The organism is Burkholderia sp. Ac-20365, assembly GCF_017104715.1.
Classification (GTDB): Bacteria; Pseudomonadota; Gammaproteobacteria; order Burkholderiales; family Burkholderiaceae; genus Paraburkholderia.
Genome location: NZ_JAAGPI010000004.1, coordinates 245,392 through 267,126 on the forward strand (window position 1 = coordinate 245,392; position 21,735 = coordinate 267,126).

Genomic DNA, 21,735 nt, shown 5'->3' on the forward strand with positions numbered 1-21,735 from the left:
CTCCTGAAAGGAAGTCAAAGGTTGGCGCGATCAGGGCACGCTCGTAGGTGCGCTGCCGCACATAAAGGCTATTGTTGATTGTGCAAGGAGGGTTTTCCGACGGTTTCCGGTCTCCTTTTTACACGGGACCGGAAGGCTCGTGCCTTAACGGCCGGGCTGAAACGGTGCGTTGACGTTGAAAACGCCTAGCCCGACATAGCCCGGCGGCTCAGGTATGAGGTCAACGTCTTTTCCAGGTCTCCATTTCGCAGCCGCAGCTTCCGCCTGGGCGATTTCGTCCGCAGACACATAGGTCCTGTTCTCGGGGAGCGTCGTTTTGGCGAATTCGTAGCCGCGGCTCGCCGACAGGGTTTCCCAGGCGAAACCGCGGCGCAAATCCTTCTCAACCCCATTGCCGGTCATGAAGGCCCAGCCCAGCTCGTACTGCGCGCGACCGTTGCCTGCGATCGCAGCCGGGCGAAGCCATCTGACTGCCATGGTGTAGTCACGGGGCACGCGCTCACCATGCTGGAAAAGCGATCCGTATAGCGACTGTGCATCCGTGTTGCCGAGTTCCGCGGATCGGCGGATCCAGCCGAGTCCTTTCGCGTCGTCGCGATTCATGCCCTGCCCGAGTAACAGCATTCGGCCCGCGGCGAACTGGGCGTCGGCGTTCCCATGCTCTGCGGCCTTCAGATACCAAGCGTAGGCAATGGGCAGGTTCTTCTCAACGCCGGAGCCATATTCGTATAGAAAGCCTATGCCCGCTTCGCCCGTCGGCACACCCGCAGCGGCCGCGCGCTGGTACCACTGCATGATTGCCTTGTAGTCGGGCTTGCCGCCAACGCCCTTGTACAGCAGTCCGGCCAGTTCAGCGTACGCATTCGGCTCGCCGGCGTCGGCCGCCTTCCGAAACCACTCGAGGGCCAGCGCGTTGCTCTGGGCAACGCCATGTCCGCTGGCGTAGCAGCGTCCGACGTTCGTGTATCCCTGGGGGATGTTTGCGGCAGCCGCGCGCCGGAAGTGAAGCAGCGCCTGGTCGTAATCGATTGGAATGCCGGGGCCGCCCGCCTCGTACACGGCGCCGATGTTGTTCTCGGCGGCGACGGCACCCTGTGCCAGCGCCTGCCTGAAGAGCTTGAGCGCGCGGGGAATATCTCGCGGAAAGCCCGTAGTGCTCATGTACAGGGAGCCCAGGTTGATGGCCGCCGCGGCGTTCTTCTCAGAAGCGAGAGCGAGCCAGTGGGTGGCCTGATCGAGATCCTGGGGGACGCCGACCCCGCGCATGTAAAGCACACCGAGCCCTGACTGCGCATCGGGAAGTCCCTGTTCGGCATACTTACGATAGGTGGCGACGGCACCCGGATATTCCCGAGGTTCGGACTTGCCGCCAAAAAGGGTCCACGCGGCCAGCCCGAGTTGGCCTTCCGGACTGCCCGATCTCGCGGACTGCTGGAACAATGCCAATGCTGCAACAGGGTCGCGCGGCATACCTACGCCGTACATCAGCATGATTCCAAGGTCGGCCTGCGCGCGTGGGTTACCTGCTGCCGCCAGTTTGCGCAGTTCTGCCGTGGCCTCTGCAGAGTGGTTCTGTGACAGTGCGAATTCTGCACTGGCGACGTCCGCGCACGCCGGCGTAGTGCCCAGCGTCAGCGCCGCTACCGCAAGCAGTGCGACAATCCGGCAACTGATGCGCGGATGCCGACGCGTAGCCATGTCGTGGTGATGGAAGGGCATAGTCAGGAGTATTCGGGAAGATCAATCGGGGCACGCGCGGGCCGCGACGCCTTTAGAAAACTGGAAGCGCCGACCGACAGAAGGAAAAGCATGGTTATCGCGGCCGGCCAGGGAATCTGATAGGGGCGGACAGCGCCTCCCGGCAACGCTGCGACGAAGCGCGAGTAGGGCAGGAAACCGACCAGCGTATTCGCAATGGCGGCCGCCGTGACCCCTAGCGTGATTCCCGTGCGCCATTGGCGCGTCCCCTTTGCGGACAGGAAAATCCCGGCTGCGAGCAACAGTGCCGCCAATGGAACCGCGGTGATTCGCGGAATCGCATAGTCGAAAATCTGATCCGCGCCGCCGCCCGTCAGCCCTGCGACAAGGCCCCGGTAGAGCAACACGGCAGCGCCGGCGAGGCAAGCTTTTGCCACAAGGTCGCGCGCCGCCGGTCGCCTGGTTGCGCCGCTATCGACGAAGTACTTCGTGCCGGGGCTCCCGTACAGCACGGCAAGTGTCCACGCGCACGCCGGGACCGCGCTCAACGCAACTGTCCAAGGCAGCAGTGCGCAATAGGCTGCGATCGCTCCGACGGCCGTCATGCCATACAAGACGCGCGCCTGCGTTGTCCGTCTGACCAGCAGCACGCCAGCGCACAGGTACGCCGCCGAGCAGACCAAGCCGGTCAGCCACGCGAGGCGCTGGCCGGGCGGGTAAGCGCGCGCGATCTCCAGCCACCCGAGCGACAGGTAACTGGCCGATGTCAGGATGCCAAGAAGAGGCTGGAGCAGTAGCGTATAGAGCGTTATGCGAACTGTGGAGTGTCTGCGCTTCATGTGCTGTGGCCCGGTGGGGCGTGATCTCAAAAGGCCGTATCACCACTTATCGGCGCACGGGCTCAAGAATTTAGTCTCGCGACGAGCGGACGCAAGGGGGCGGTTCCACATCCCCCGCAACGGCCGCCGCGAAAGGTTGCGCTGACAATGAAGGTTGGCGGCCACCGACGTTTCGCCGCGCTACAATCGCCCGTCTGCGGTTGCCGATTGGATCTGCAGACACGGTTACCGCGGGGGAACACGGCAATGAGTTTGGAAACGGCGGACGTCGAAGTCCTGGCGCATCGCGTGCGCGAAATGGGCAATGGCCTGATCACGTTTGACGGATGCATGCTCGCCGGTAAGACGACACTGATGCGCGAGATCGCGCGTCGCCTCGGCGCGCAAGGGCTCGATCTCGATGATTTCGTCGAAAAACAACGAGGCGTGTTCGTCCCGGCCCTGCGGCTCGAGGACCTGACAGCCGCGATCAGGCAGGCGCGCGCCAGGTCTGACTTCGTGCTTCTATCCGGCATCTGCATGCGCGAAGTGCTGGCGCTGCTTGAACTTGATTCCAGACTGACTGTGTACGTTCAGGCGAACAACCGCGAGGGCATGCCCGATGACATCGATCTCATCGGCGCCGAAGCCGGACGGTACCCGGAACTGATCGATTCCTTTGGCAAACTCGAGGTCGAATGTTTTTCCTATCACGCGCGGTTTCGCCCCCGCGACGGCGCCGACGTGCTCTTTATCCGGACCCTGGAAGAGGACGAATGATCAGCAGCATAACCGACGCCTGAACCAGGGCATCGACGTCAGGCAGACCGAACTCCGCGCGCGCCCAGTCGTCTTTCCGACGCGCGGCCCCTGTCGATTTATCCGGAAGGTATTGACTGGTGAACACGCTACCCGCAGCAAGTCTCATCCCGGCCGAAGAGCCGGAACGAAAGGCAACGCCTCATACGGCCGTGCTCGATCCGGAGCGTCGCAAAGACACGGGGCTGAAGTCCGGACTGATCGCCGGGAAAGACGCGCTTCACATGGCCTATTACCCGGGCATCATTTTCCACGGGCACTCGGCTTTGGCGTCGCTGCGTTTAGGTGACGAGGTCGTCTTCTACGAAGTTGCGGTCCACGGGAAGATCTATCGCGCGCTCGCGCGGCCCGTACCGGGGCAGAATCCGCGAACCGATTCGCGCGATCTGAAATATGAGCTCGTCCGGACATGGGCCGAAGGCATGCGGCAGGATGGCTGGTTCCTCGCGCCGCCGCCCGCGATTCCCAACACCCCTCGCGCGCTGGTTCGCGAGATTCAAGAGGTGACGGGCTTGCCCATGGAAGTCGTAGTCGACGATGCCTACAGCATCCTGAACTATCGCCGCCATCACGGTGCGCATTATCCGGACACTATGACGCCGTCAGGGTATCGGTTCAGGGAGGCGTTTCTGATGTCTATCGAGCCGGATGGAAGCTTGAAGAGCCTGTACGAAACGCCGACGGGAGTGAACCCGGAAAAGTGGACGAACTTCCTCCGCGTGCTTGATCGAAAGGAGTCGGACGCGCTGCGGCAGTACGCTGTCTCCGGTTCGGCCATCACCGAGTTCGGCGAAGCCGGTGCCGTGGCGATGCGTGAAGCGGTTCGGCTGCGCGACGGTGACTTGCGCGCGTCGCCACCGGCGTCATATACGCCCTTCATGGAGCGCTTCCCGCTGGCCGACCACCAGAAGCTCGAACGCAACGTCGGCGGACAGCGACGGTAGGCAGGGCAGGCGAGGGTATTCCGGCGTTCTTCGGGGGCGCTCGCCGGCTAAGAAAATCTCACTTGCTACGATGTCCGAGCGCCTGAAGACGCCGCGAACATGTCGCCCGTCTCGACGACGGCACCTGCAGTCGTTGAGAGTCGCAGCGCTTCGTCGACGTCGTCGCGCCTGATGACGAAAGCGATGTAGTCATCCGATCCCGTGTCCAGGTGCAGTAGCGCGTATCCCCTTTGATCCAACCACGCGCCGAAGTTCAGCAACACACCGGGCACCGTCCGGTCGCCATCCGGACCACGCCATCGATCCTCAATGCCAAGCGTGTCCAGCAACCGGTTCGCCTGCCACTCGATCTCGTCAGATGCGCGCCAGTCAACGGAGATGCTGAGGCTCCATTCGGAGGAATCGACGCTCTCCGGCTCCCCAACGTGACGCGTGAGTACCCAATCGAGGATGGCGGACGCATCCTCGCCGGGCGCTGCATCGCGTGTCGACAACGCGAGACGTTCGCGCGTAGCGGAGCCAAGTGGCGTTGTAATAAGCCGCACGAGATCCGTCAGCGCCGATATCGAGGCCTGCGACGGCGTGAAATGCTCACGCAAAATCTCAGCATCGGGAATCTCGGGCTCGAACGCATCTCGCAAGACTTGCGGGCGTTGCCCTCGAAACCGGCTCAACCAGCGACTGAGAATCCGATACATGTGCTTTCTCTTTCTTCCTGACCGGCCTGTCAGTCGGGTGACCGGGGCGCCATGGCAGAGGCGGTGATTGCGCCAGCCATGGCGAGCAGGCAGGCGGATCCGGCGGCCGCCAACATCATCGTTGCGCGATCAACCGATTTTTTACTTGGACCTTCGATGTCGATCTGACAGAACAGCATGGAAAAGCGAAACCTCCGGCTGCGCCCGCTCGCGGCTTCATTTGCGTCCACAAAAACCTCCGTGTGGTTGGTTAGTCAGATAAAGCATAACCAGCACGATATGATTTATCAATAGGCTTATGTGCTTTTCATCACGGTTTGCTATCATTATGGTCGCGATGAATGGAGGAGCAGTACTATGACAGCCGCAAAGAAGGTTGCTTATTCGGCGATCGTTGGTGGTGTTCTCGCAGAAGAGCGTGAACTTCGAAGTGTGACGCAGGGTGCCGCAGCAACGGCGGCTGGGGTCACGCAGTCGACCTGGGCGAGACTCGAGGCTGGCAAGGCGTGCACGCTCGAAAACCTGGGACGGGCATGCGCGACGTTCGGCCTCGAACTCTGGCAACTGTTCAAGGTGGTTGACGATCGGGCGCGGGCACTACGGGAGCAAGGGATCGAGGTCGTCTATGAGCCGATGACCGATACCGACGAGACAGTGACATGGATAGCCGGCAACGAACTGTCGCGCATCAGTACCGCCGCTCTCGCGGCAACTTCGCCTCTCGCGTCGGTGGCCATTGCGGCAGGGAACGGCGTCGTCGGCTATATCAAAAACGTCCTCGGGAGAGCCGGCTAGACCCCTTGGGTCGCCTCCTTCAGGACGAGACGTCGCTGCTCGACGTTGCGAAGGCAAGGTGCGATCGGTCAAGTAAGAGGGGCAGCTTGCCGATAAAGCGTTGTCGGAGACCCTCTGAACGGCCGACGCCGCTTTCGTTGGTTTAACCGAAGCACATCAATGGACAACACAAAGGAAAGGGCATGCTTGCGTTTTCCAGGCGGAAGCCTTCGGCGCCATTTTGGGTGGTTTCAACGTTAATCCTCGTCGCCGTGCTTGGGTGGCTGCTGCCGCCCTCACAGCTGACGAGCAAAATTATGTTCGCGGTCGGCATCCTGGGTGGCTACCTCGCACTCGATGCAGCGAAGAGAGGTCACAAGGTATGAGCGAAAAGCGCCTGAAATCCGTCTCGCCAGTGAGTGCAGCTATCCATGCCGCGCTTGTCTCTCTGCTACTCGCGTACCCAGCCGTCGGGTTGATGCGGTTCTTCCAGCACTTTGATCCTCAACGGGCCGATGTCGCACCCACAGCGTGGTGGACCGTGTGGCTGCTGTTTCCGATCGGACTTGCGTTCGCGGGCGCGGTATGGGCGACGCTCGCCAGTCTCGCCTACAACGCGATCGCACGGTTCCTTGGCGGTGTGCGGTACAACGCATAGGAAAACAAATGCGCCTCGATATCATCCTCGCCTTGCTGCTGCTCGCATCTTCGCCTATAGCGCATGCCGCGACTCCGCTCGACGTATTGCAACAGCAACAAACCAAGATCAACGATGCGATCGATGCGCGCAACCGCTTTCTCGACAAGATAGGTTTCGCCGGTCATAGCAACGACTCCGTCGAACTCGCGTCGATCAACGGCTCGGAGCTTACCGTCATCTACACACTTCAAGCCTTGGACGACATGCTAAGGATCGTTGAGAAAAAGTCAGCGACCGTTCGGACAGGATTGAAGCACGTCGGGAATTCGATGGTTATGGTATGTCAGGCTCAACTAACGCAGATCGCATCCGATGGCGCGCAACTCGACGATTCGAGGATACGCAAAGAGATCGATAAGCAGATCAACAACGTGCGCGCGGCGTGCGATGCGATTGTGGCGGTGACAGATTGAACCTCGTCAATACCTCGTAATTTAAGGAAAACAAGGGGCCGAAGCATGTTAGTTGAATTGCGGGACCGGATCTTCAAAAAGTTGGGTTTGCGCATCAATCTGCAACGTGGCGACGTGTTGGAGGCGCTTAGTCGTGCATTCGACGGTGCGGAGGTCGCGCCCACGGATGAGCCGTGGGTTTTGCGAGTCGCGACCACACCTGTTCGCGAGGTCAACGTGACGGAAGAATGGCTGTCTCGATATGTTCAGTCGGGACGCTTTTCTCGCCATGATTTGGAAGACTATTTCCGACGGCAAAAGCTGCGGCATCACTGGGTCGATTTCGGTGACGGCACATTGCGGTTTTTGATCGACGGCAACTAGGCATCGGAAAAGTTGGGGAACAAATGAGTAAGGCAATGAAAGTAGCTCTGAACGCCGAGTGTCTACCGCGCTGGAAAGACTGTCTGAGCTTTACAGTCCTTGGACTCACGGTGTTGCTTGTCATGTTGCTGTCGAAGGGTACGGACGCTGCACTGTGGTTCGGAATCCGCTGGGGCGGATTGACGGCATTGTTGCTGGTGGTAACGGCGTTGCGGCACCGTAGGGCTGGTCGCGGTGCGGGATGGGCATAGAACCGCGCGAAGCGCCTCCAACGCGTAGAAAAAAGGAAAACTGCCGAAAAATGGACCGAAACGAACAGTCTGCAATAATGCCGGTGCCGACAAATCGCGCCTCCCCTCAGCTGCGTCCTACGAAATTTGTGACGAACGCTCTGCGGTTTTCCCAGGTCGGAACGCCGTTCTTCGTCGCGCTCGCATTAGCCACGAGTGCGGTGCACGCAAGGGAGCCTACCCGCGCGGACCAGGCTTTTTGCGACCACTATGCGGCGATCATGCAAAAAGCGCTGGAGGTCGATAGAGGTGGCGACCCGGCTGCGATCGCTCGGTTTCGTCAGTCAGTGGCCCGCGATCCGGAGGCGCAACTGATCATGCCTGGTCTAGGTGTGAGCCGCACGACGCCACAGTGGATTACTGACGTGACAGTGCAGTCGCGCGAGCATTGCCTCGACGAGGTCAGGCTCAATATGAGAGGCTGGCTACCTGACGACCCAGAGCGCCCGAAGGATGTAAGCTCAGCCTCCAATCATGTAGGGGCGATCACACGCTTACCATCCGAGCGCGCGGCGCAAGCCTCCGCCACCTCTGTTCCGCCCGCCGCCGACCAGTTTGAAGGTACGTTCATTGAACAGAACATGTACACGCCCGTGAAGGTGATATTTCGACGGCATGCAGGAATATGCTTCGGCGGCACGCTAGTGACTGTGCCCAGGCACGGGATGAAGCCATTGCAAACTTGCGGAGTGCGTGAACAGTCGGGCGCATATATCGTGCGCTTTCCGCAAGACAGTTTTGGAGAGGTGAGCGTCCCCTTTTCGACGATGCGCACAGCGGATGTCGACCAGACATCGAATTAGTCGGTAGAAAAAACGAAAGGGCAGAAATGAACCGGACGAACATGCTCCTTGCAACAGTTGCTTTTTTCGGCTCGGTGACCTTGGTGGCGATGATGCCGACTCTAGCTGCGGCACGTCCAGCGGACGTAGATTGGAAGTTATATGGCGGCTTTGATCGTGGTTCCCCGAATGAGAAGTCCTACTGCTTTTACGATTCGTCAGGGGTGACGCACTTTGCTGACAATCGACTCCGGGTTTGGGTCAAGTGCTTGAGGCAACGTGATCTCGATGCAGTGGACATCAAGGAGAGCTTCGGTGGCAAGATTCTGGAGAACACTGCGAAGAAGGTGGCGGATTATTATGTTCCCCCCATCTCGACAGTACAGAGCCTTGATGCAGAACAGGCGATGACAATAACCCAATATGAAGAAACCGCGGATGTCGCCGCAATACAGCCGCAGGCGAGTATCTTCTACGAGATCTCGTGCACCGAGAGAAAGATTCGGGAGTTGAGTATGACAATTAACATGCGTGGACGGCGCGGTTCGGATGACAAGAGCAGCGAGTGGAAGTTCGTTCCTCCGGAAGGTAATGCGGCGAATCTCCTCAAGATACTTTGCGGAGTGCCCTAGCTAAACCACGGAAAATTGATGCAGCGACGATACAGAACGTGGCGACAGGCCGCAGTGGTCAAGCAATCCCCCCTTTCGCAGAACGCGCGGCAGGAGCTTGAGCAAGCACTTGAATCTGGCTCGCCGGGTTGTCATAGACGGCACGCTTTTGGTTGTAGACGCCAATCAGGCGTTTAAAACCGGTGGCAACCGTGAGTGCCGATTTAAACATGGTCAGAATCACCTAGGATATGTCTGCGAAGCCTCCGGGTCTGTGGATACAGCAGCTATCAAGGCTGCCATTGCATGGGCCGAGGCACAGGCAAATAGCCCTGACGGCGATGGGCAGCATTCTCTCGCTGCGAATAACCACGGAAAATAACGCTATGACACAACCGTAGGGCGACTCCTGCACCAGTCGATTTCTGCTGCTACCTCAGACATTCCGGGTTTTCCTACCTATCCGAGCGCATCTCAACGCGCGTTGCGCGACCCCACTCCATCAGTCGACTGTCTCGAAGCGGCCCAGGCACGTCACAGCGCGCGGTCCGACAAGTAGGAAAAATATGGCCTCACATCTTAGGTTCGCTGAGCCTGCCGACGTGTCGGCTGATTGGCTTCCACGCGGATAACGACGCGTAACCGACCCAAACCACGTCTTGGGTGCAGACGATGCGCGATTACTCGCGCTTTCGATCGACTGGCGGTTGGTGGTCGACGTGAATGCCGGAGCCAGAGTTGGCCTTCGCGCTGTCGATGCGGGCGACGACCTTATCTACGTTGCTACCTAGGCCGCTAACCGAATCTAACGACGGAAAACAAGGCCGACGAAGTTTTACGTGACCCACAGCGAGCCTCTGACCGACGAACGTCGTGCTGAACTGGGGCTTGGCATAGCGACATCATCGACGTCCCTAGGTCATAGCGCAGCCGCGCCGACGCAGTGTCGACCTCTGCCCAAAGTGGGGGCGGGGTGTTCGGTGTAGGATGCACGCAAGAGAACCTGGCGGAGGGAACCGTGCTCTCAGACTACAGGCTGGTGCGGGCTGTGAGGCCGTCGACATTTGATCCATATCTCGGCTGGGTTGCCAGTTATCTGGGTTTCGAGTCGTCGACGCAACTGCTCGACGGCATCGGAGAGATTCGCGCTGGCGGCGCGCGTGTGAGCTTCGCCATCCGGCGCGACATTTCGTTTGCGGCGCTGCGATGGGTGGAGAGCGGTGCGGACCGATGTGAGGTACAGACCTTCTTCGTCCATCCAGCCACGAAATCAGCGCACGCGATGATCTCGATCAGGTCCGTGCAGTCCAGATCCTCCACCGACATCGGGCAACAGATGGTGACCCAGTTTGGCGAGGTCGTTGACGGTACTGAGGTGGACGAAAGCGTAATTGTGCCGGATTTCACGCAGCTTGTTTCATTGCTCTCGAGTGATGGTCTCTCTGCGCCCGTCCACGGTGAATTGCTGTCGCGCATACGCAATCTTGAATCTGAGCTCGAGTATGCGCGGATCGCTGCCGAAGACCAGCGTCGCGAACTCGCCACTGCTCGCGAAAACCTCAAACTGATGTCGATTGGTGCTGGCCCAGACGCGCGCCGGGCCCTGTTCCATACCAAGTCCACGGCGGCCGCCGCGTCGGTACCAGAAACGAACGACAGCCTGGCCGGGCTGCCCGGCTGGGCGCAGCGCAACGTTGAACGCATCGTGGTCTTGCCTCGGGCGTTGTCCGGGGCAAAAAAGTCACAGTACGAAAGCCCTGAGACTGTGATGGCGGCGCTGGAGTTTCTGGCCGGTCCCTATCGAGACCTCAAACGCGGAGTCATGACACTTGCTGAGTTCGACGAGACCCTGAAACAGCAGACGTTCCAACTGGCTAATTCCGTTGGCGTCAGCGTCGCGGGTGAACAGGGTGAGCAGTACTATGTCCGCTGGGCGGGTCGCAGGGTACTCATGGATCAGCACGTACTCAAAGGCGGTGGACGCGAGCCGCGCTACTGCATGCGGATCTATTTCTTCTGGGATCCCGACAGCGCGAGAGCTGTCGTAGGTGTACTTCCGCATCACCTCGAAAACAGTTTGACCTGAGATCATGCCAAGCGAAAACGACCTGATCCGAACCATGTCGAAGATGGTGAGAGACATGGGAATGCCCGAGGAAGAAATCGAGCGCATGGCCAACTTTGTGGCTGAAACGTCGACCCCACCCGATTCCGAACCGATACGCTCGTTCTTCGAAGAGGACTGGCAAGGCTTTCGCGATGAGATCGGCGGAATGCTTGAGGCACAGGACACGGCGCCGCGGATTGTCGTGTACGAGCGCGAGTACTCGGGCGAGCCGCACGACAAAAAAAGCGAGAAAGAGGAAAGCGGCAGGCTGGACACTATCTGGCGCCGTTCAGGCGAAAAATACGCGCCGCCAGAGTTCTTGCGCGGAGACGTCGAGATGCTACGGGGCTGGATGGACGACATGCTCTGTGAGAGTGTCGACTGCGAACAAGCGGTCGCAGTCTGGATTGTGCAGGTCCTTCTCCCCGAGGAAGACACCCGTCCTGATTTTCTGGTGATGTTTTTCCGCGATCAGGACGGCGGAGAGGAGCTGTTTCTGTACGACGGTACGTTCCCGCGCAGGAAGTCCGATGGCTCGGACAAGATTGAACAGATCCTGGCGTCATGGCGTCCCGAGGACATGGATGCGAGCAGCTGGGGCCTATCTATAGCGCTTCGTGACAAGCCGGCGGCGCGCGAGCGACTCAACGAATTGTGCAGCGAAAGCGGCGCTTCGCCCTTGACCGACGTCCAGTGGAAGGCAGTGGTTGAGTGGATCCGTACATCAGGCGTCGTGGAAACAGCGATCGAGGAGACGATCTGGAAGCACGTCGACCGCGTGCTCAGTGAGGCGAGCGAGTGGCTGCGCATGGGCACCCGGGCGGTACCCGATTTCCTTGATACGCTGCGTGAGGAATCACGCGAGAAGCTGCAGGAGATTGAGCAGCGGCATGAAAAACGATTGAAGGGCCTGCGCGCTGATCTCGACAAAATGCGCATGCTGTCCGACGGGATCAAGAAACGCGCGGACAAGGCCGATCGTGATAATCAGGATCTTCGTCGGCAGTTACGCGCCGCGCCACCCTCAGCAGTTCCGGCGTCGCCGTTGGCAGACAATCAGGCGCTGGCGGCCGATGGCACAGCAGTACGGCGGGCGCTTGACGGATATTTTTGAGATCGACGTTGTAGTCCGCAGGTGAGTCAATAGCGCGGGCCTGGACTGCACTGCGGTACGCTATCCAATGCGGCCACCGATGCTCGCGGCACCCACATAAGGAAACTGGATGAGTCATCCGACGGGCACTGTCTGCCCCGCTTGCCAGAAGAAAGAAGGCGTGCCTTTGCTGTACGGCTTCCCATCGACAGACGATTTCGAACGGGCGGCGCGCGGGGAAGTCATTCTGGGCGGTTGCGTTGTCGACTTCGACTCCGCTGATCAAAAGTGTCGTAAATGTGACCACAGCTGGTCTTCGACGGACATTCCGGCGGTTATCGGCAGTGACGAGAAGGAACTCAGACGCGAACCGCAGACGTTGCTCGCAAGGGACGGTGTAAATTCGTCGTCGGGCGGAACGTCACGTGCGCTCCCGACAAGTACCGCTGATCCGCGCGGTAAAGAACCCGGCCGCGCGGCGCACCCGAAGAAGGTCTCGGTCCTGCCTGCGGTTGCCGCTTTCTTTCTTGCCCTGATCTTTGGTCGTCTGTTTGTCGGCGCAGCGGCATGTGCCGACGGATGGAGGTCCGGTTCGATCGGCCACGCGGGTGCCTGTTCCCATCATGGTGGGGTCGACCGGCTGCCGGGCATACTCCTGCTTCTCTTTAGCTACTGTGTCGCTTTGGCGTTTCATCGCTATCGCGCCAGACGCAACGGGTGAGTGAGCAAGCTTTCTCGTCGAAGCGGAATGGCGGCCATTCATGCCGAGCGCAATATGCGACGGCGTGAATCCGCCTGTGAACTGCCCGTCGCTCCTTAGGTTTAAACCCTCCGTCACGTTCCCTTTCCATGCCATCGAACATTTGGAACACGTTTTTCGATCACTTCTCGCAAGGCCTCAAGAGTGTCTGTCCCAACCAGTTCGCGCGAGACTGGAACAATGTGGAGGCAAGGACGGATATCTACCGGTCGATCATCCAAAGCGCTACCGCGATGCCTGCTACGCCAAAGCTGACGTTTGAGAAGGAGCGTTGCCGGATCGATTTCATGCTGGGTAACGAGGTGCCCACCAGGCACGGCTTGCGGCCCGCGTTTGTGCCCATCATCGCGATTGAATCTGAAAACCATGTCAAGGACGCCGCGCACGAGGTCAACAGCCTGTGCGCGCTTGCCTGCCCGACGAAACTGCTGATCACATGCGCGATATGGGCGCGCAAACCCAAAGCGCAACTGTCCCGGGAGGCGCTGTTGCAGCACTGGCGGAGCATCTACATTGCGCATCAGGGCCCCCGGTCGGGCCGTCAAAGCGATGTTTTCGCTATTGTCGTAGGCGAGCGCACGCGACAGGAACTCCGCTTTTACCTTGAGTTCATTTCGTCGCCGATCGCAGGCTTGCCGGAGCCGTTTCACATAGTCCAACTTCCTGTAGACGAAGCATGTCCCGTGCGCTAACCCAGCCTGTGCGGCGCTGTGTTGTTTGCAGAAAAGCCGGACTCGTCGGGCGGACATCGGCATGCTATTTTTTCTGAAGGGCGTTGAGAACCAGGAGGCCAGCGTGTCGCGCGATTCTGATCGTAAGTCTGCCCGCACCGCGTGGGCGGTCACGCGCCGAACCGTGAGCGAAGATCGCGCCCGCGCAGCCGACACCGTGATGGCGTGGGCGCGCGACAGAGAAACAGGCGAGCCTCGTTACATTCTGGAGATTGACGCCGACCATCGCGGAGGTCTGTGCAACTGCGAGTGTGTCGACTGTGGCGCGCCGCTCATCGCAGTGAATGCCGCCCGGTCGTCGTTCATACGGCGCCCGCACTTCCGTCACTCAGATGGAGTGGAGAGGCGCTCGTGCATCTATACGGCGGCGCGCATGGCGATGGTTATCTCGCTCGTAGCGGACGGCCTTCTCGAGCTCCCGGCGCGGCAGCGGACGGCACGTGTGACAGGCCTCAGTGGCTGCGTTCATGAGGCCTGGGCCGAGGTACCGGCAGAGCGTGTGCAGATCGACGCCTGGAGTTTTGTCGATTCTGCCGAGGCGATGCTCACGCTTGAGGACGGTCGCGAGTTGCGCGTGTTACTCGTTGGCTCCAGCAATGCATCTGCGACGGATGATGCCGAGCGGCCACTCGGGATGCGGGTCGGTGAGGCGTCGATCCAGATCATAGTCGACGACCCGGCTATCGCGGGGATGGGCCCCGACGAGTTGCGCAACCGCACGAACCTTGCGATGAAACAGGCGCACTGGTGCGGGCACTGGGACGACCGGAAACTGGCGGCTTCCGCGCTAGAACAAGCGCGGGCTTCGGCCGTCGATGCACTCGACTGGCCACCCGGTGTCGAAGCATTACCCGACGGATTTGACCGGCCCGCAGCGCGGGAGACGCTGCTTCACCGGACCGCGAAGGAGATCCTCGCGCGCGAAAAGCGCCTCATGGTCCCGGCAGTGATCCTGCCGGAGCGGGGCGGCCAGATTGTCGGGCAAACACCCGCATCAGTCGGCCGGACATCCCGGATGCTTAATCTCGCCACGGTTGCGCTGGAGCAGGCTGTCGGCCGGATCAGGCCGGACGTTTGCGCGACAACCGAGCCTGCACCGGGCTGGCCGGCGGAAACGCTGCACATCGAAATCACGGTGACACACAAGCTGGACGCAGGGCGGCTCGATCGCATCTGGGCCGCGGGTGTCCCGACGCTCGAGATCGACCTGTCGCGGCTCGGCGGAAAAGTGACGCGCGCCGAATTCGAGAGACTCATCGTCGATGAACTGGCAGGCAAGAGCTGGGTGCACCACCCAGCCATTGACGAGGAGCGTCGAAAGCTTCAGGCGGCGCGCGCCAGAGAGGCCGAAACGGCTCGCCATCGCGCGGGGCGGGCGACGTCGGGCGCACGGTATCCGGCGGTCGGGCGCGGGGAAACCGCGCCGCCCGAAAGCTGGCGGGGACCTCGGGACGGAAACCTTTGGCTCAAAGGAGCGGCGCTCGAGCGCTGGAAAAAGGAGCACCCCGAGCGCGCGGCGGAACTGGAGCGCTGGAAGAAGGAACATCCCGAACGCACGGCGGGCTTATCGTTCGAAGATGGGAAAGACGAATAGCGGGTGCCTTACGCGATCTGCTGACGCGTGAATCGAACGTTGAGGCATTGCTGACGCTTTGCCGGGCCCGGCGCGCTCTCGTCGTCAAAGCGCCGCCGGTTCGGCTGCCCGTGCCTTATTCGATAGACGGCTGCAGCTTGATGTCTCCATCCGTCATGTCGATCCGATAGATCGGAAACCTGCTCGGCACGGTAACGGTCGTCGCCGCGAATACCTGGCCGAGGCCACCGACCTTGGCACGCAGCAGATGTTCACCTGGGTCGAGGTACAGCTCGAGCGATTCGCTTGTGGCAATGGATGCGGTCGGACGACCGTCGACGGACAGTTCAACCGTCACGCCCGCGGCGAACAGAGCGCCTGCATTGCGGACCACAGTGATTTTCTGGGCACCCTGTGAAGGCTGTGTCGACTCGATGGCAGTGATTCTGCTTTTTGGTACTCCCTTCGTCTCGGACATGGGAACAAGATGGGTCGCGCAACCGGCCAGCGACAATGTCAGGAGCGCCACGAGCGTGCGGAACATACCTACCCCGTAATTGTTGGAAGGATGCAAGTATGCCGCATGCCGACGCCGTCGCGATTTCCGCAAAGGGGGCGTGGAGCGGTTTCAAATCATCCAATCGCGTTTGTATAATCAAGTCGACCATTCTTTCGCGACCTTGAAAAATGCAGTTACCGGATAAAATCGAGATCCCAGATTACACGGCAACTACGCAACGCTGGATTGACAGGATTGATTGGCAGGCCGTGCGGAAGGCGTGTAAGCACCCCGGTGCGTCGGTTCAGATAAAGGTTTACATCCAACACCACGGCCACACTGCACTTGCCAAAATCATGGCGCAAAATCGCTGGATTGAGCGAATCGAGAGTGGTTTACACGATCCACTCACTATTTCAGCCGACGAAATCGCGCGCGCTGGCGGTAGCAAATGGGAATGGCTCGCCGAGTCGCAACAAGAACTCCATGTACTCTACAACGCGCGTTCTGCGCCAGTGGACGTTTTAAAAGTCCTGCAGTATGTCGACGCGCTATTTGCAAAAGGCGCGGCGCAAGGTCTTGCGCTGATGAATTACCTGTCTGCCTTGCATTCGGAACGTCAACGTCTTGATGACGAAAGGCAACGCGCTGAGCATGAACGCGAGCGAGAACGCGTGGAGGCGGAGGAAGCGCTTAGACGGCAAAAGCAAGAGAGGGCGGAAGAATCGCGCAGGAAACTCGCAGATGCCCTGAGGCTAGATGACGAGCTCATCAAGAGTGCACTGGCCGAGCGACAAGCGAAGGACGAGAAATGGGACGCCATTAGGGCGCTCCACACCTCGGTGCAAGAGGGATTTATTTATCTAATGTCGAATGAACTGATGCCGGGCATTTATAAAATCGGCTTTTCGGCAGCCGACCCCGCTCGGCGAGCAACGTCGCTGGATAAGCAATATCGATTGCCTGGACGCTTCAAGGTCGTCAAGTATTGGTCGACGAGAACCCCTTACGTGGTCGAGCAGAAAATATTTTCCGCACTCATCGACCACAGAACGTCCGGCGAATTTTTCCAAGTCGATCTCGAAATAGCAAAATCGACTATCGAAAGTCATCTGATCCCCCTTGACCCCGATCACCACGAGGCATAGCGGCCAGTAACCCGTTCACTGGGGTGTCCGGAAACCCTACAGCACTGCTATCTCGGGGTCGCTAATGTGACCATCGATGCGCGACAGCCGCCGCTGGCGGCAGTCGCAAGAAATTCGCCCGTAGCTTTCAGGCATACCAGCCATTTGATGTAGCCGTAATACCAGCAGCTGATGGCGCGGTTGCGCGGACATGGTCGCGACGCTCGCGCGACGCGAAGGCGCAGCGCCGGATTGGCGGACCAGCGCACGAAGGCCACGCCCGCCGCGCGCCAATCAGGTGGCGTCTGCCGTCAGTCAGAGAGCATCGTCTTGCGCTGCCGATTTCTTTTGATGTTCTTCGCCGAGATACCGACGGTACTCGGCCTGCTGTTCTGTGAACGCTTCGTCGTCGACGTAATTCAGATACGTCGTGGTGTCCGGCCATTTGCGGTCAACGACAATCCGCATTCTTCCGGGAAGCTGCCACTCCGCTTGCACTGCGCCTAGCGCCAAGTTTCCGGACGAAGCCTGCGGCTGACCGTACTTTTCGCTGACCATCGCGATGATCCTGCTGACCTGCTGCGTGTCGGCGACAGAGGGAAACGTGTATTCAGCGATAGCGAATTTCTGCGTCGCGCGAACATAGCCCATCCTGAGTGTGGTCACGCCTTCGAGGGTTCGGCGAGCGTCGTACACGTCGATCCAGGGGGCCGACTTGATGACCGATACGCCACGCCTTCGCAGCGACGCTCGCATCTGTTCTCGCGTTGCGCCCTTCAACGTGGTGCCGAACAGGGTGAGACGCGTGGCTTCCGTTTGCGCACTCTGCGCGCCGCCGGCCGCATCGCTCGCCTGTCGAGCACGGGCGACAGGAGCGCCTGTCAGAACTGCAGCGCAGGCCAGCATGCCGATGTAGCGACCGAGCATGCCCTGGAAAGACCTTGTGGCCCAGAGTGCAGTGCGGTTCAGGGGGAGGGTGTTGCGATGGGTCGTGTGACCCTTGGGGGAGATCTGCTTCATCGTTTCCTCTGCGCTAGCGCGAACGAATCCAAAGTGGCAGACGCAACTCCGGCGTCTGGTCTTTAAAGGGGATTCGCGTCTAGGCGAAGAGGTGGTGTTGGCAGGCAAGTAATGCTCAAACCGAACACGGGCGCATGGTAACCGCTACGCGCGGCGGAGTAAAGATTTTTTCAAGCTCGGCTCGTTGTGCCTGCTGTAGTCCGGGGCGCGACGAGATACGTGCGGCATGGACGCCTCCCGCCATCCTCTACGGCGGCAGCCATTCTAAAGCTTCAGCATGCGGGGCCGTTATGCACGGTGGGGGGATCCAGAGTGCGATCCCATAACAACAATCTCAAAGGGCTCACCACAATGGCAATTCAGCGCGTTCAATACGCTAACGTCGACCACCGCGCGCGCGCACGCAAGATGCTGCTCGTTCTCGGCGCGATGCTGTGCATAGCGCTCGGGGGATGGCTATTCCAGGGTTTCGCAGGGACCGCCACGTTTCTGGTCTTGGCCATCGTCGCTTACGGTATATGGTTTCAGGTCAAAAAGGGCGAACAGGTCGCGCGTGCGACGGAACATCTGCGCAACGCTGGAATTCACGCTGATCTGCGTGTGGGCGACGGTGACGTTCTGCTGATCGATTCGCGGAAGAAAATGTTTGCATTCGTGGACACGACATTGCGGACTTACGACCTTGTCACCGGCCACGATGTTCTCGCCTGGAGCGGTGTAGGCGATAGGTTGACGTTCGAGACAAGGAATGTGAACAACCCGGTCTACAAGATCCAGGTTCGTTCGAAGCAGGTGCAGGAGCTGTGGATGGCGCGCATTTCAGCGGTCATGGCCGGGCAATGAGACACGACTCGGCGGACCGGGCTGGCAGGCATTAACCGGTAGCCGGAAGCATCGCGAGGGGCGGGTTATGGCCGGGACGATCATGCGCCTCCCGCGCTCTTGCGTGCTACGAGTCAGGACACGGCGCCAAGGGCCTGGAATCGCTCGCGCTGCCAGTCGATAAATTGGAGGTGGTGGTACTTCCCCTCTTTGACAAGCTTCGAAAACTCCTTGAAGTCCGCGACAATCTGCTCGTTACGCACGATGACGGCAGGAACGTACTTCTCGCGTCTGGACATGCGCACGTAGTCGTCCCGCCAGCGCTTGGCGGCTGAGCGCAACCTGACGAAGGAAAGCGACAGGTTAATGTTTCGCTCCCCTCGGGTCGATGAAATCATCTGCATCTGGTATGGCCCGTGACCCTCAATGGGCCCGGCCGCAAACGTGTTTAGCCCGTTGTCCCTGTACGGGCTGGCCCGCCTGTAGATGGCGCCAACGTCTTGCCCAAGATTCCTGAAGTACACGGAACTTTCAGCTGCGCACATTTGCAAGGTGTTCAGTCCGTACACGTCGCGACGATCCGTAAGCACGACGGTCGAATTGTGCTTGCCAGGTAGCCCGTAGGTGTCGCCATCGAAGTACATCAACGTTCTTTTGCTGTCGATCGGAAAGAATAGCTGCAGTCCCTTCGAAGCGTACCCAAGGTTTGGCGCGTACTGCCGGAACGTCATGAACTGGTTGTATTCGGCCACCGGATCATCGGCTGCAATAAAATCTTCATCAGTGTTGTTCAGCAGCAGCCGTGTGTCGAGGTCAAGCAGCAAGGGGTGGAGGGAGAGGGTCATGGACGTCGAAAATCTGGCGGCGTCGCGCAGCCCTATCGTGATGGAGTCGGGATCGATTCCGCGCTCTTCCATCCAGTGTCGCATGATGTGCCGGGTGGTCTGATCGGTCATGTCATTGAGCCTTGCGACCTCCTTAGACGTGCGACCACACTGGGCAAGCACGTACAGAAGCAGGTCAAACATCGCTGCAGGATCCACGGGCAGTCGGTCGTTCGCGGCAATGTCCTTGAAAATCGCAGATGCGTGATTCTCTGCAACGCCGAGCGCGCGCTCGAAATCGGGTTCATGCCCGTAGAAATAGTCGCGAGAACACTGGTTTTTGATTGGGGCGGTCGGAATGACCTTCTGAGACCGGATAACGAAAGTGGGCACACTTTTGCCGTCGGTACTAAAGCGGCGCAGATACAGTTGTGGCACATAGTGATGGTTCTTGTTATCCGGCATTCAACCGCACCCCTTTGTGTGTTCTGACAGGACACGGCCGCCAGTCCAGGGATGGCGACCGTCAAGACATCTCGTGCGCAATTTTCTCACGGAGCGGCTTAGAGGGAGTCGACGGCAACGTCGAAGAACCCCTGGCAGACGGTGCAGCGAAACAGCCGGCGTCTGATCAGCGCGGCAGTTTTCGTGCGCGTGCGCTTGAACCCATGCGGGCGTGCCACGACAATCTCGCGGCAATGCGGGCACCAGATCTGCGGCGCGGGTGCTTTGAGACCAAGCCGCACCCGGCGCTCGAAATCACCCGACGGGTCGAGAGCGAGCAACCACTCACGAAAACGCTGAACCCACGACTTGATGATCTCCGGCTTTGTGCCCAGCGCCTCCGCAGCGTCGCGCAGGGTTCTGTGTTGCGAAAGGAGCGGGAGGATTGCGTAGAGCATGTCCTTGCGCAACATGTTGGCCATCGGCGTTCTGGTTGTCCGCGTGAAAAACCGGGCGCACGCTCTGCACTGGAACTGGGGTAACGCGAGGGCGGCGCGCATCTTCCCGGTGAGTCGCGTGTCGGCGCTGCCGCAGTGCGGACAGGCCGGCGGCTCCGGGCTGGGCGACAGGGCAAGGTCGACGTGCTTTTTCAGGAACCGGGTGAGCGTTTTGTCCTCGGTGAAGCGCCGCGCGATCGGGCTGTTGCTGCGCAGCGGCCTGCTGAAGTCGAAGCGCTCGGCCGCCGCCAGGGGAAGATCGGGCTTCGGTAACTGATCTGGCGGCGCGTGAGGTTCCAGCTTCATGGACGCAACGTCGATGCGCGGGAGGTCAGGCGCATCGAGGCCAGAGCGCAGGCGGCGCGCCGCCGCGTTCCGTGCGAGGTCGTCGACGACGATGAGCGGCACGCAGTCGACCGATGAATCGGCCTGAAGCGGCCAGGAGAGGAGACATGCGGGACACTTCGCGAGTCGCCGCTGATCGACGCTATATCCGCCATTGAGCTTTACACCGCCGCGGCCGCATCTCGGGCACTCGCCAGCGGGCCGATACTTGATGCCGAGCCTCACCAGCGATGTCCAGTGGCCATCTGGATCGTGCGCCGCGATCAGCTGGCGAAAACGCATCAGCCAGTTCGATGCCGCGGCATAGTCAACCTGCAGGCGGCGCGATGCCTCCTCGAGCGGAATCGGTTGCGACAACAGGGCGAAGAACGCGGGCATCTTGCTCGCAAATCGAAGCCGCGCGAGCGGACTTCCCGTCAACCTCGTGAATAGCCTCCGGCACGCGCCACAGCGGAAGTAGGGGACCGCGTGATATCGATTGGGCCGCTGGTGCAGTCGCGCGTTCACGCGTCCGCAATGCGGGCACTTCGGCGTGGGTTTGACGTCGGCTGCGTGCAGTTCTGTCCAGAGACTGGCCACGAACGCCGTCAGCGCGGTGTTCTCCTCGCTACCGTAGTCACGCTCGCCCGTCCGCGTGATAGGCGTCCGGGCGTCGAATATCGCACCGGTGGCGACGCGTTTGTTTTTGCGGGCGCGGGCGGTAGTTTTCGAGGCTTGTCGCATCAGGTCCTCGGTAGCCAGCCGCGCCGCGGCGCCGCCGGTCAGGGAGATCAGGGAAGAAGTGGTCTTTGCGCCGTTAACGGTTGAGGCAAGCCCGAAGTTTAATCCGGCGGCCCTGGCATGCCCCGTGTCATGCCGTCGGCATAAAAGATCTTGGCGACGAAATCTTGACCCCTGCGGCCCCTATAATCGGCACCATTCGAGAGCCGATGAGGAGGTCGCGCCCATGCCAATATGCCCAGATTTCGCCAGTGCCTTCCAGA

24 protein-coding genes are annotated in these 21,735 nt (G+C 60.1%); 14 read left to right on the forward strand and 10 right to left on the reverse strand.

The window, feature by feature from the left end:
* Positions 1-144 precede the first annotated feature (144 nt).
* Both G3O01_RS09915 and G3O01_RS09920 read right to left on the reverse strand, forming a co-directional pair.
* On the reverse strand, positions 145-1,719 hold the full coding sequence (locus tag G3O01_RS09915; RefSeq protein WP_205804420.1) for an SEL1-like repeat protein: 1,575 nt from the start codon (positions 1,717-1,719) through the stop codon (positions 145-147).
* A 2-nt stretch (positions 1,720-1,721) separates the two neighbouring features.
* On the reverse strand, positions 1,722-2,537 hold the full coding sequence (locus G3O01_RS09920) for a hypothetical protein (RefSeq protein ID WP_205804422.1): 816 nt from the start codon (positions 2,535-2,537) through the stop codon (positions 1,722-1,724).
* A 246-nt stretch (positions 2,538-2,783) separates the two neighbouring features.
* Here G3O01_RS09920 and G3O01_RS09925 point away from each other — a divergent pair, with 246 nt between their 5' ends.
* The gene (locus G3O01_RS09925; protein ID WP_205804424.1) at positions 2,784-3,296 is read left to right on the forward strand and encodes a hypothetical protein; all 513 of its coding nucleotides are present in this window, start codon (positions 2,784-2,786) and stop codon (positions 3,294-3,296) included.
* Between the two features lie 119 nt (positions 3,297-3,415).
* Positions 3,416-4,279 (forward strand): hypothetical protein, encoded by an 864-nt coding sequence (locus G3O01_RS09930; RefSeq protein WP_205804426.1) that lies wholly within the window; start codon positions 3,416-3,418, stop codon positions 4,277-4,279.
* A gap of 65 nt (positions 4,280-4,344) precedes the next feature.
* On the opposite strand, the gene G3O01_RS09935 is transcribed toward G3O01_RS09930, so the two are convergent.
* Positions 4,345-4,977 (reverse strand): hypothetical protein, encoded by a 633-nt coding sequence (locus G3O01_RS09935; protein WP_205804428.1) that lies wholly within the window; start codon positions 4,975-4,977, stop codon positions 4,345-4,347.
* A gap of 29 nt (positions 4,978-5,006) precedes the next feature.
* Entirely contained in the window at positions 5,007-5,207 is a 201-nt protein-coding gene (locus tag G3O01_RS09940) for a hypothetical protein (protein ID WP_205804430.1), read from the reverse strand.
* Positions 5,208-5,334: 127 nt separating this feature from the next.
* Between G3O01_RS09940 and G3O01_RS09945 the strand changes: the two genes are divergently transcribed.
* The 6 genes from G3O01_RS09945 to G3O01_RS09970 all read left to right on the forward strand — a co-directional run bounded on the left by G3O01_RS09945 (position 5,335) and on the right by G3O01_RS09970 (position 8,931).
* Positions 5,335-5,772, forward strand: coding sequence for a helix-turn-helix domain-containing protein (locus tag G3O01_RS09945; protein ID WP_205804431.1), 438 nt, complete (start codon positions 5,335-5,337; stop codon positions 5,770-5,772).
* A gap of 361 nt (positions 5,773-6,133) precedes the next feature.
* Positions 6,134-6,409, forward strand: a complete 276-nt coding sequence (locus G3O01_RS09950; RefSeq protein WP_205804433.1) for a hypothetical protein — start codon at positions 6,134-6,136, stop codon at positions 6,407-6,409.
* Positions 6,410-6,417: 8 nt separating this feature from the next.
* A complete protein-coding gene (locus G3O01_RS09955; protein ID WP_205804435.1) occupies positions 6,418-6,864 on the forward strand; it encodes a hypothetical protein in 447 nt (148 codons plus the stop codon).
* 45 nt (positions 6,865-6,909) lie between these two features.
* Positions 6,910-7,227, forward strand: a complete 318-nt coding sequence (locus tag G3O01_RS09960; protein WP_205804437.1) for a hypothetical protein — start codon at positions 6,910-6,912, stop codon at positions 7,225-7,227.
* Between the two features lie 301 nt (positions 7,228-7,528).
* Complete coding sequence (locus tag G3O01_RS09965) at positions 7,529-8,320, forward strand: hypothetical protein (RefSeq protein ID WP_205804439.1); 792 nt, start codon at positions 7,529-7,531, stop codon at positions 8,318-8,320.
* A 26-nt stretch (positions 8,321-8,346) separates the two neighbouring features.
* A complete protein-coding gene (locus tag G3O01_RS09970) occupies positions 8,347-8,931 on the forward strand; it encodes a hypothetical protein (RefSeq protein WP_205804441.1) in 585 nt (194 codons plus the stop codon).
* 58 nt (positions 8,932-8,989) lie between these two features.
* Here G3O01_RS09970 and G3O01_RS09975 read toward each other — a convergent pair whose 3' ends face one another.
* Complete coding sequence (locus G3O01_RS09975; RefSeq protein ID WP_205804443.1) at positions 8,990-9,142, reverse strand: hypothetical protein; 153 nt, start codon at positions 9,140-9,142, stop codon at positions 8,990-8,992.
* Between the two features lie 786 nt (positions 9,143-9,928).
* On the opposite strand from G3O01_RS09975, the gene G3O01_RS09980 reads away from it, so the two are divergent.
* The 3 genes from G3O01_RS09980 to G3O01_RS09990 all read left to right on the forward strand — a co-directional run bounded on the left by G3O01_RS09980 (position 9,929) and on the right by G3O01_RS09990 (position 12,831).
* Positions 9,929-10,996, forward strand: a complete 1,068-nt coding sequence (locus G3O01_RS09980; RefSeq protein WP_205804445.1) for a hypothetical protein — start codon at positions 9,929-9,931, stop codon at positions 10,994-10,996.
* A 4-nt stretch (positions 10,997-11,000) separates the two neighbouring features.
* Positions 11,001-12,131 (forward strand): hypothetical protein, encoded by a 1,131-nt coding sequence (locus G3O01_RS09985; RefSeq protein ID WP_205804447.1) that lies wholly within the window; start codon positions 11,001-11,003, stop codon positions 12,129-12,131.
* A gap of 109 nt (positions 12,132-12,240) precedes the next feature.
* Positions 12,241-12,831 carry a hypothetical protein gene (locus tag G3O01_RS09990; RefSeq protein WP_205804449.1) on the forward strand — a complete coding sequence of 197 codons (591 nt, stop codon included), beginning with the start codon at positions 12,241-12,243 and terminating at the stop codon, positions 12,829-12,831.
* A 113-nt stretch (positions 12,832-12,944) separates the two neighbouring features.
* Here the strand turns inward: G3O01_RS09990 and G3O01_RS09995 are convergent, their stop codons facing one another.
* Positions 12,945-13,625: a hypothetical protein gene (locus G3O01_RS09995; protein ID WP_205804450.1), complete on the reverse strand. Its 681-nt coding sequence runs from the start codon at positions 13,623-13,625 to the stop codon at positions 12,945-12,947.
* Between G3O01_RS09995 and G3O01_RS10000 the strand changes: the two genes are divergently transcribed.
* Complete coding sequence (locus tag G3O01_RS10000) at positions 13,624-15,195, forward strand: hypothetical protein (protein WP_205804452.1); 1,572 nt, start codon at positions 13,624-13,626, stop codon at positions 15,193-15,195. The two genes, G3O01_RS09995 and G3O01_RS10000, sit on opposite strands and share 2 nt — an antisense overlap.
* 115 nt (positions 15,196-15,310) lie before the next feature.
* Here the strand turns inward: G3O01_RS10000 and G3O01_RS10005 are convergent, their stop codons facing one another.
* Positions 15,311-15,718 carry a hypothetical protein gene (locus G3O01_RS10005; protein WP_205804454.1) on the reverse strand — a complete coding sequence of 136 codons (408 nt, stop codon included), beginning with the start codon at positions 15,716-15,718 and terminating at the stop codon, positions 15,311-15,313.
* A 143-nt stretch (positions 15,719-15,861) separates the two neighbouring features.
* Here G3O01_RS10005 and G3O01_RS10010 point away from each other — a divergent pair, with 143 nt between their 5' ends.
* Positions 15,862-16,821 carry a GIY-YIG nuclease family protein gene (locus G3O01_RS10010; protein WP_205804456.1) on the forward strand — a complete coding sequence of 320 codons (960 nt, stop codon included), beginning with the start codon at positions 15,862-15,864 and terminating at the stop codon, positions 16,819-16,821.
* Positions 16,822-17,115: 294 nt separating this feature from the next.
* Here the strand turns inward: G3O01_RS10010 and G3O01_RS10015 are convergent, their stop codons facing one another.
* Entirely contained in the window at positions 17,116-17,820 is a 705-nt protein-coding gene (locus G3O01_RS10015) for a hypothetical protein (RefSeq protein WP_205804458.1), read from the reverse strand.
* A gap of 351 nt (positions 17,821-18,171) precedes the next feature.
* On the opposite strand from G3O01_RS10015, the gene G3O01_RS10020 reads away from it, so the two are divergent.
* Positions 18,172-18,663: a hypothetical protein gene (locus G3O01_RS10020; protein ID WP_205804459.1), complete on the forward strand. Its 492-nt coding sequence runs from the start codon at positions 18,172-18,174 to the stop codon at positions 18,661-18,663.
* A gap of 113 nt (positions 18,664-18,776) precedes the next feature.
* Here G3O01_RS10020 and G3O01_RS10025 read toward each other — a convergent pair whose 3' ends face one another.
* Positions 18,777-19,931, reverse strand: a complete 1,155-nt coding sequence (locus G3O01_RS10025) for a DUF4238 domain-containing protein (RefSeq protein ID WP_205804461.1) — start codon at positions 19,929-19,931, stop codon at positions 18,777-18,779.
* A gap of 98 nt (positions 19,932-20,029) precedes the next feature.
* A complete protein-coding gene (locus G3O01_RS10030; protein WP_205804463.1) occupies positions 20,030-21,475 on the reverse strand; it encodes a DUF746 domain-containing protein in 1,446 nt (481 codons plus the stop codon).
* Positions 21,476-21,735 lie beyond the last annotated feature (260 nt).

Coding starts and splice junctions, on each gene's coding strand:
- G3O01_RS09915 (WP_205804420.1), bottom strand. CDS start 1,719: ATGCCCTTCCATCACCACGACATGGCTACGCGTCGGCATCCGCGCATC.
- G3O01_RS09920 (WP_205804422.1), bottom strand. CDS start 2,537: ATGAAGCGCAGACACTCCACAGTTCGCATAACGCTCTATACGCTACTG.
- G3O01_RS09925 (WP_205804424.1), top strand. CDS start 2,784: ATGAGTTTGGAAACGGCGGACGTCGAAGTCCTGGCGCATCGCGTGCGC.
- G3O01_RS09935 (WP_205804428.1), bottom strand. CDS start 4,977: ATGTATCGGATTCTCAGTCGCTGGTTGAGCCGGTTTCGAGGGCAACGC.
- G3O01_RS09945 (WP_205804431.1), top strand. CDS start 5,335: ATGACAGCCGCAAAGAAGGTTGCTTATTCGGCGATCGTTGGTGGTGTT.
- G3O01_RS09950 (WP_205804433.1), top strand. CDS start 6,134: ATGAGCGAAAAGCGCCTGAAATCCGTCTCGCCAGTGAGTGCAGCTATC.
- G3O01_RS09955 (WP_205804435.1), top strand. CDS start 6,418: ATGCGCCTCGATATCATCCTCGCCTTGCTGCTGCTCGCATCTTCGCCT.
- G3O01_RS09960 (WP_205804437.1), top strand. CDS start 6,910: ATGTTAGTTGAATTGCGGGACCGGATCTTCAAAAAGTTGGGTTTGCGC.
- G3O01_RS09965 (WP_205804439.1), top strand. CDS start 7,529: ATGGACCGAAACGAACAGTCTGCAATAATGCCGGTGCCGACAAATCGC.
- G3O01_RS09970 (WP_205804441.1), top strand. CDS start 8,347: ATGAACCGGACGAACATGCTCCTTGCAACAGTTGCTTTTTTCGGCTCG.
- G3O01_RS09975 (WP_205804443.1), bottom strand. CDS start 9,142: ATGTTTAAATCGGCACTCACGGTTGCCACCGGTTTTAAACGCCTGATT.
- G3O01_RS09985 (WP_205804447.1), top strand. CDS start 11,001: ATGCCAAGCGAAAACGACCTGATCCGAACCATGTCGAAGATGGTGAGA.
- G3O01_RS09990 (WP_205804449.1), top strand. CDS start 12,241: ATGAGTCATCCGACGGGCACTGTCTGCCCCGCTTGCCAGAAGAAAGAA.
- G3O01_RS10000 (WP_205804452.1), top strand. CDS start 13,624: ATGCTATTTTTTCTGAAGGGCGTTGAGAACCAGGAGGCCAGCGTGTCG.
- G3O01_RS09995 (WP_205804450.1), bottom strand. CDS start 13,625: ATGCCGATGTCCGCCCGACGAGTCCGGCTTTTCTGCAAACAACACAGC.
- G3O01_RS10005 (WP_205804454.1), bottom strand. CDS start 15,718: ATGTTCCGCACGCTCGTGGCGCTCCTGACATTGTCGCTGGCCGGTTGC.
- G3O01_RS10010 (WP_205804456.1), top strand. CDS start 15,862: ATGCAGTTACCGGATAAAATCGAGATCCCAGATTACACGGCAACTACG.
- G3O01_RS10015 (WP_205804458.1), bottom strand. CDS start 17,820: ATGAAGCAGATCTCCCCCAAGGGTCACACGACCCATCGCAACACCCTC.
- G3O01_RS10020 (WP_205804459.1), top strand. CDS start 18,172: ATGGCAATTCAGCGCGTTCAATACGCTAACGTCGACCACCGCGCGCGC.
- G3O01_RS10025 (WP_205804461.1), bottom strand. CDS start 19,931: ATGCCGGATAACAAGAACCATCACTATGTGCCACAACTGTATCTGCGC.
- G3O01_RS10030 (WP_205804463.1), bottom strand. CDS start 21,475: ATGCGACAAGCCTCGAAAACTACCGCCCGCGCCCGCAAAAACAAACGC.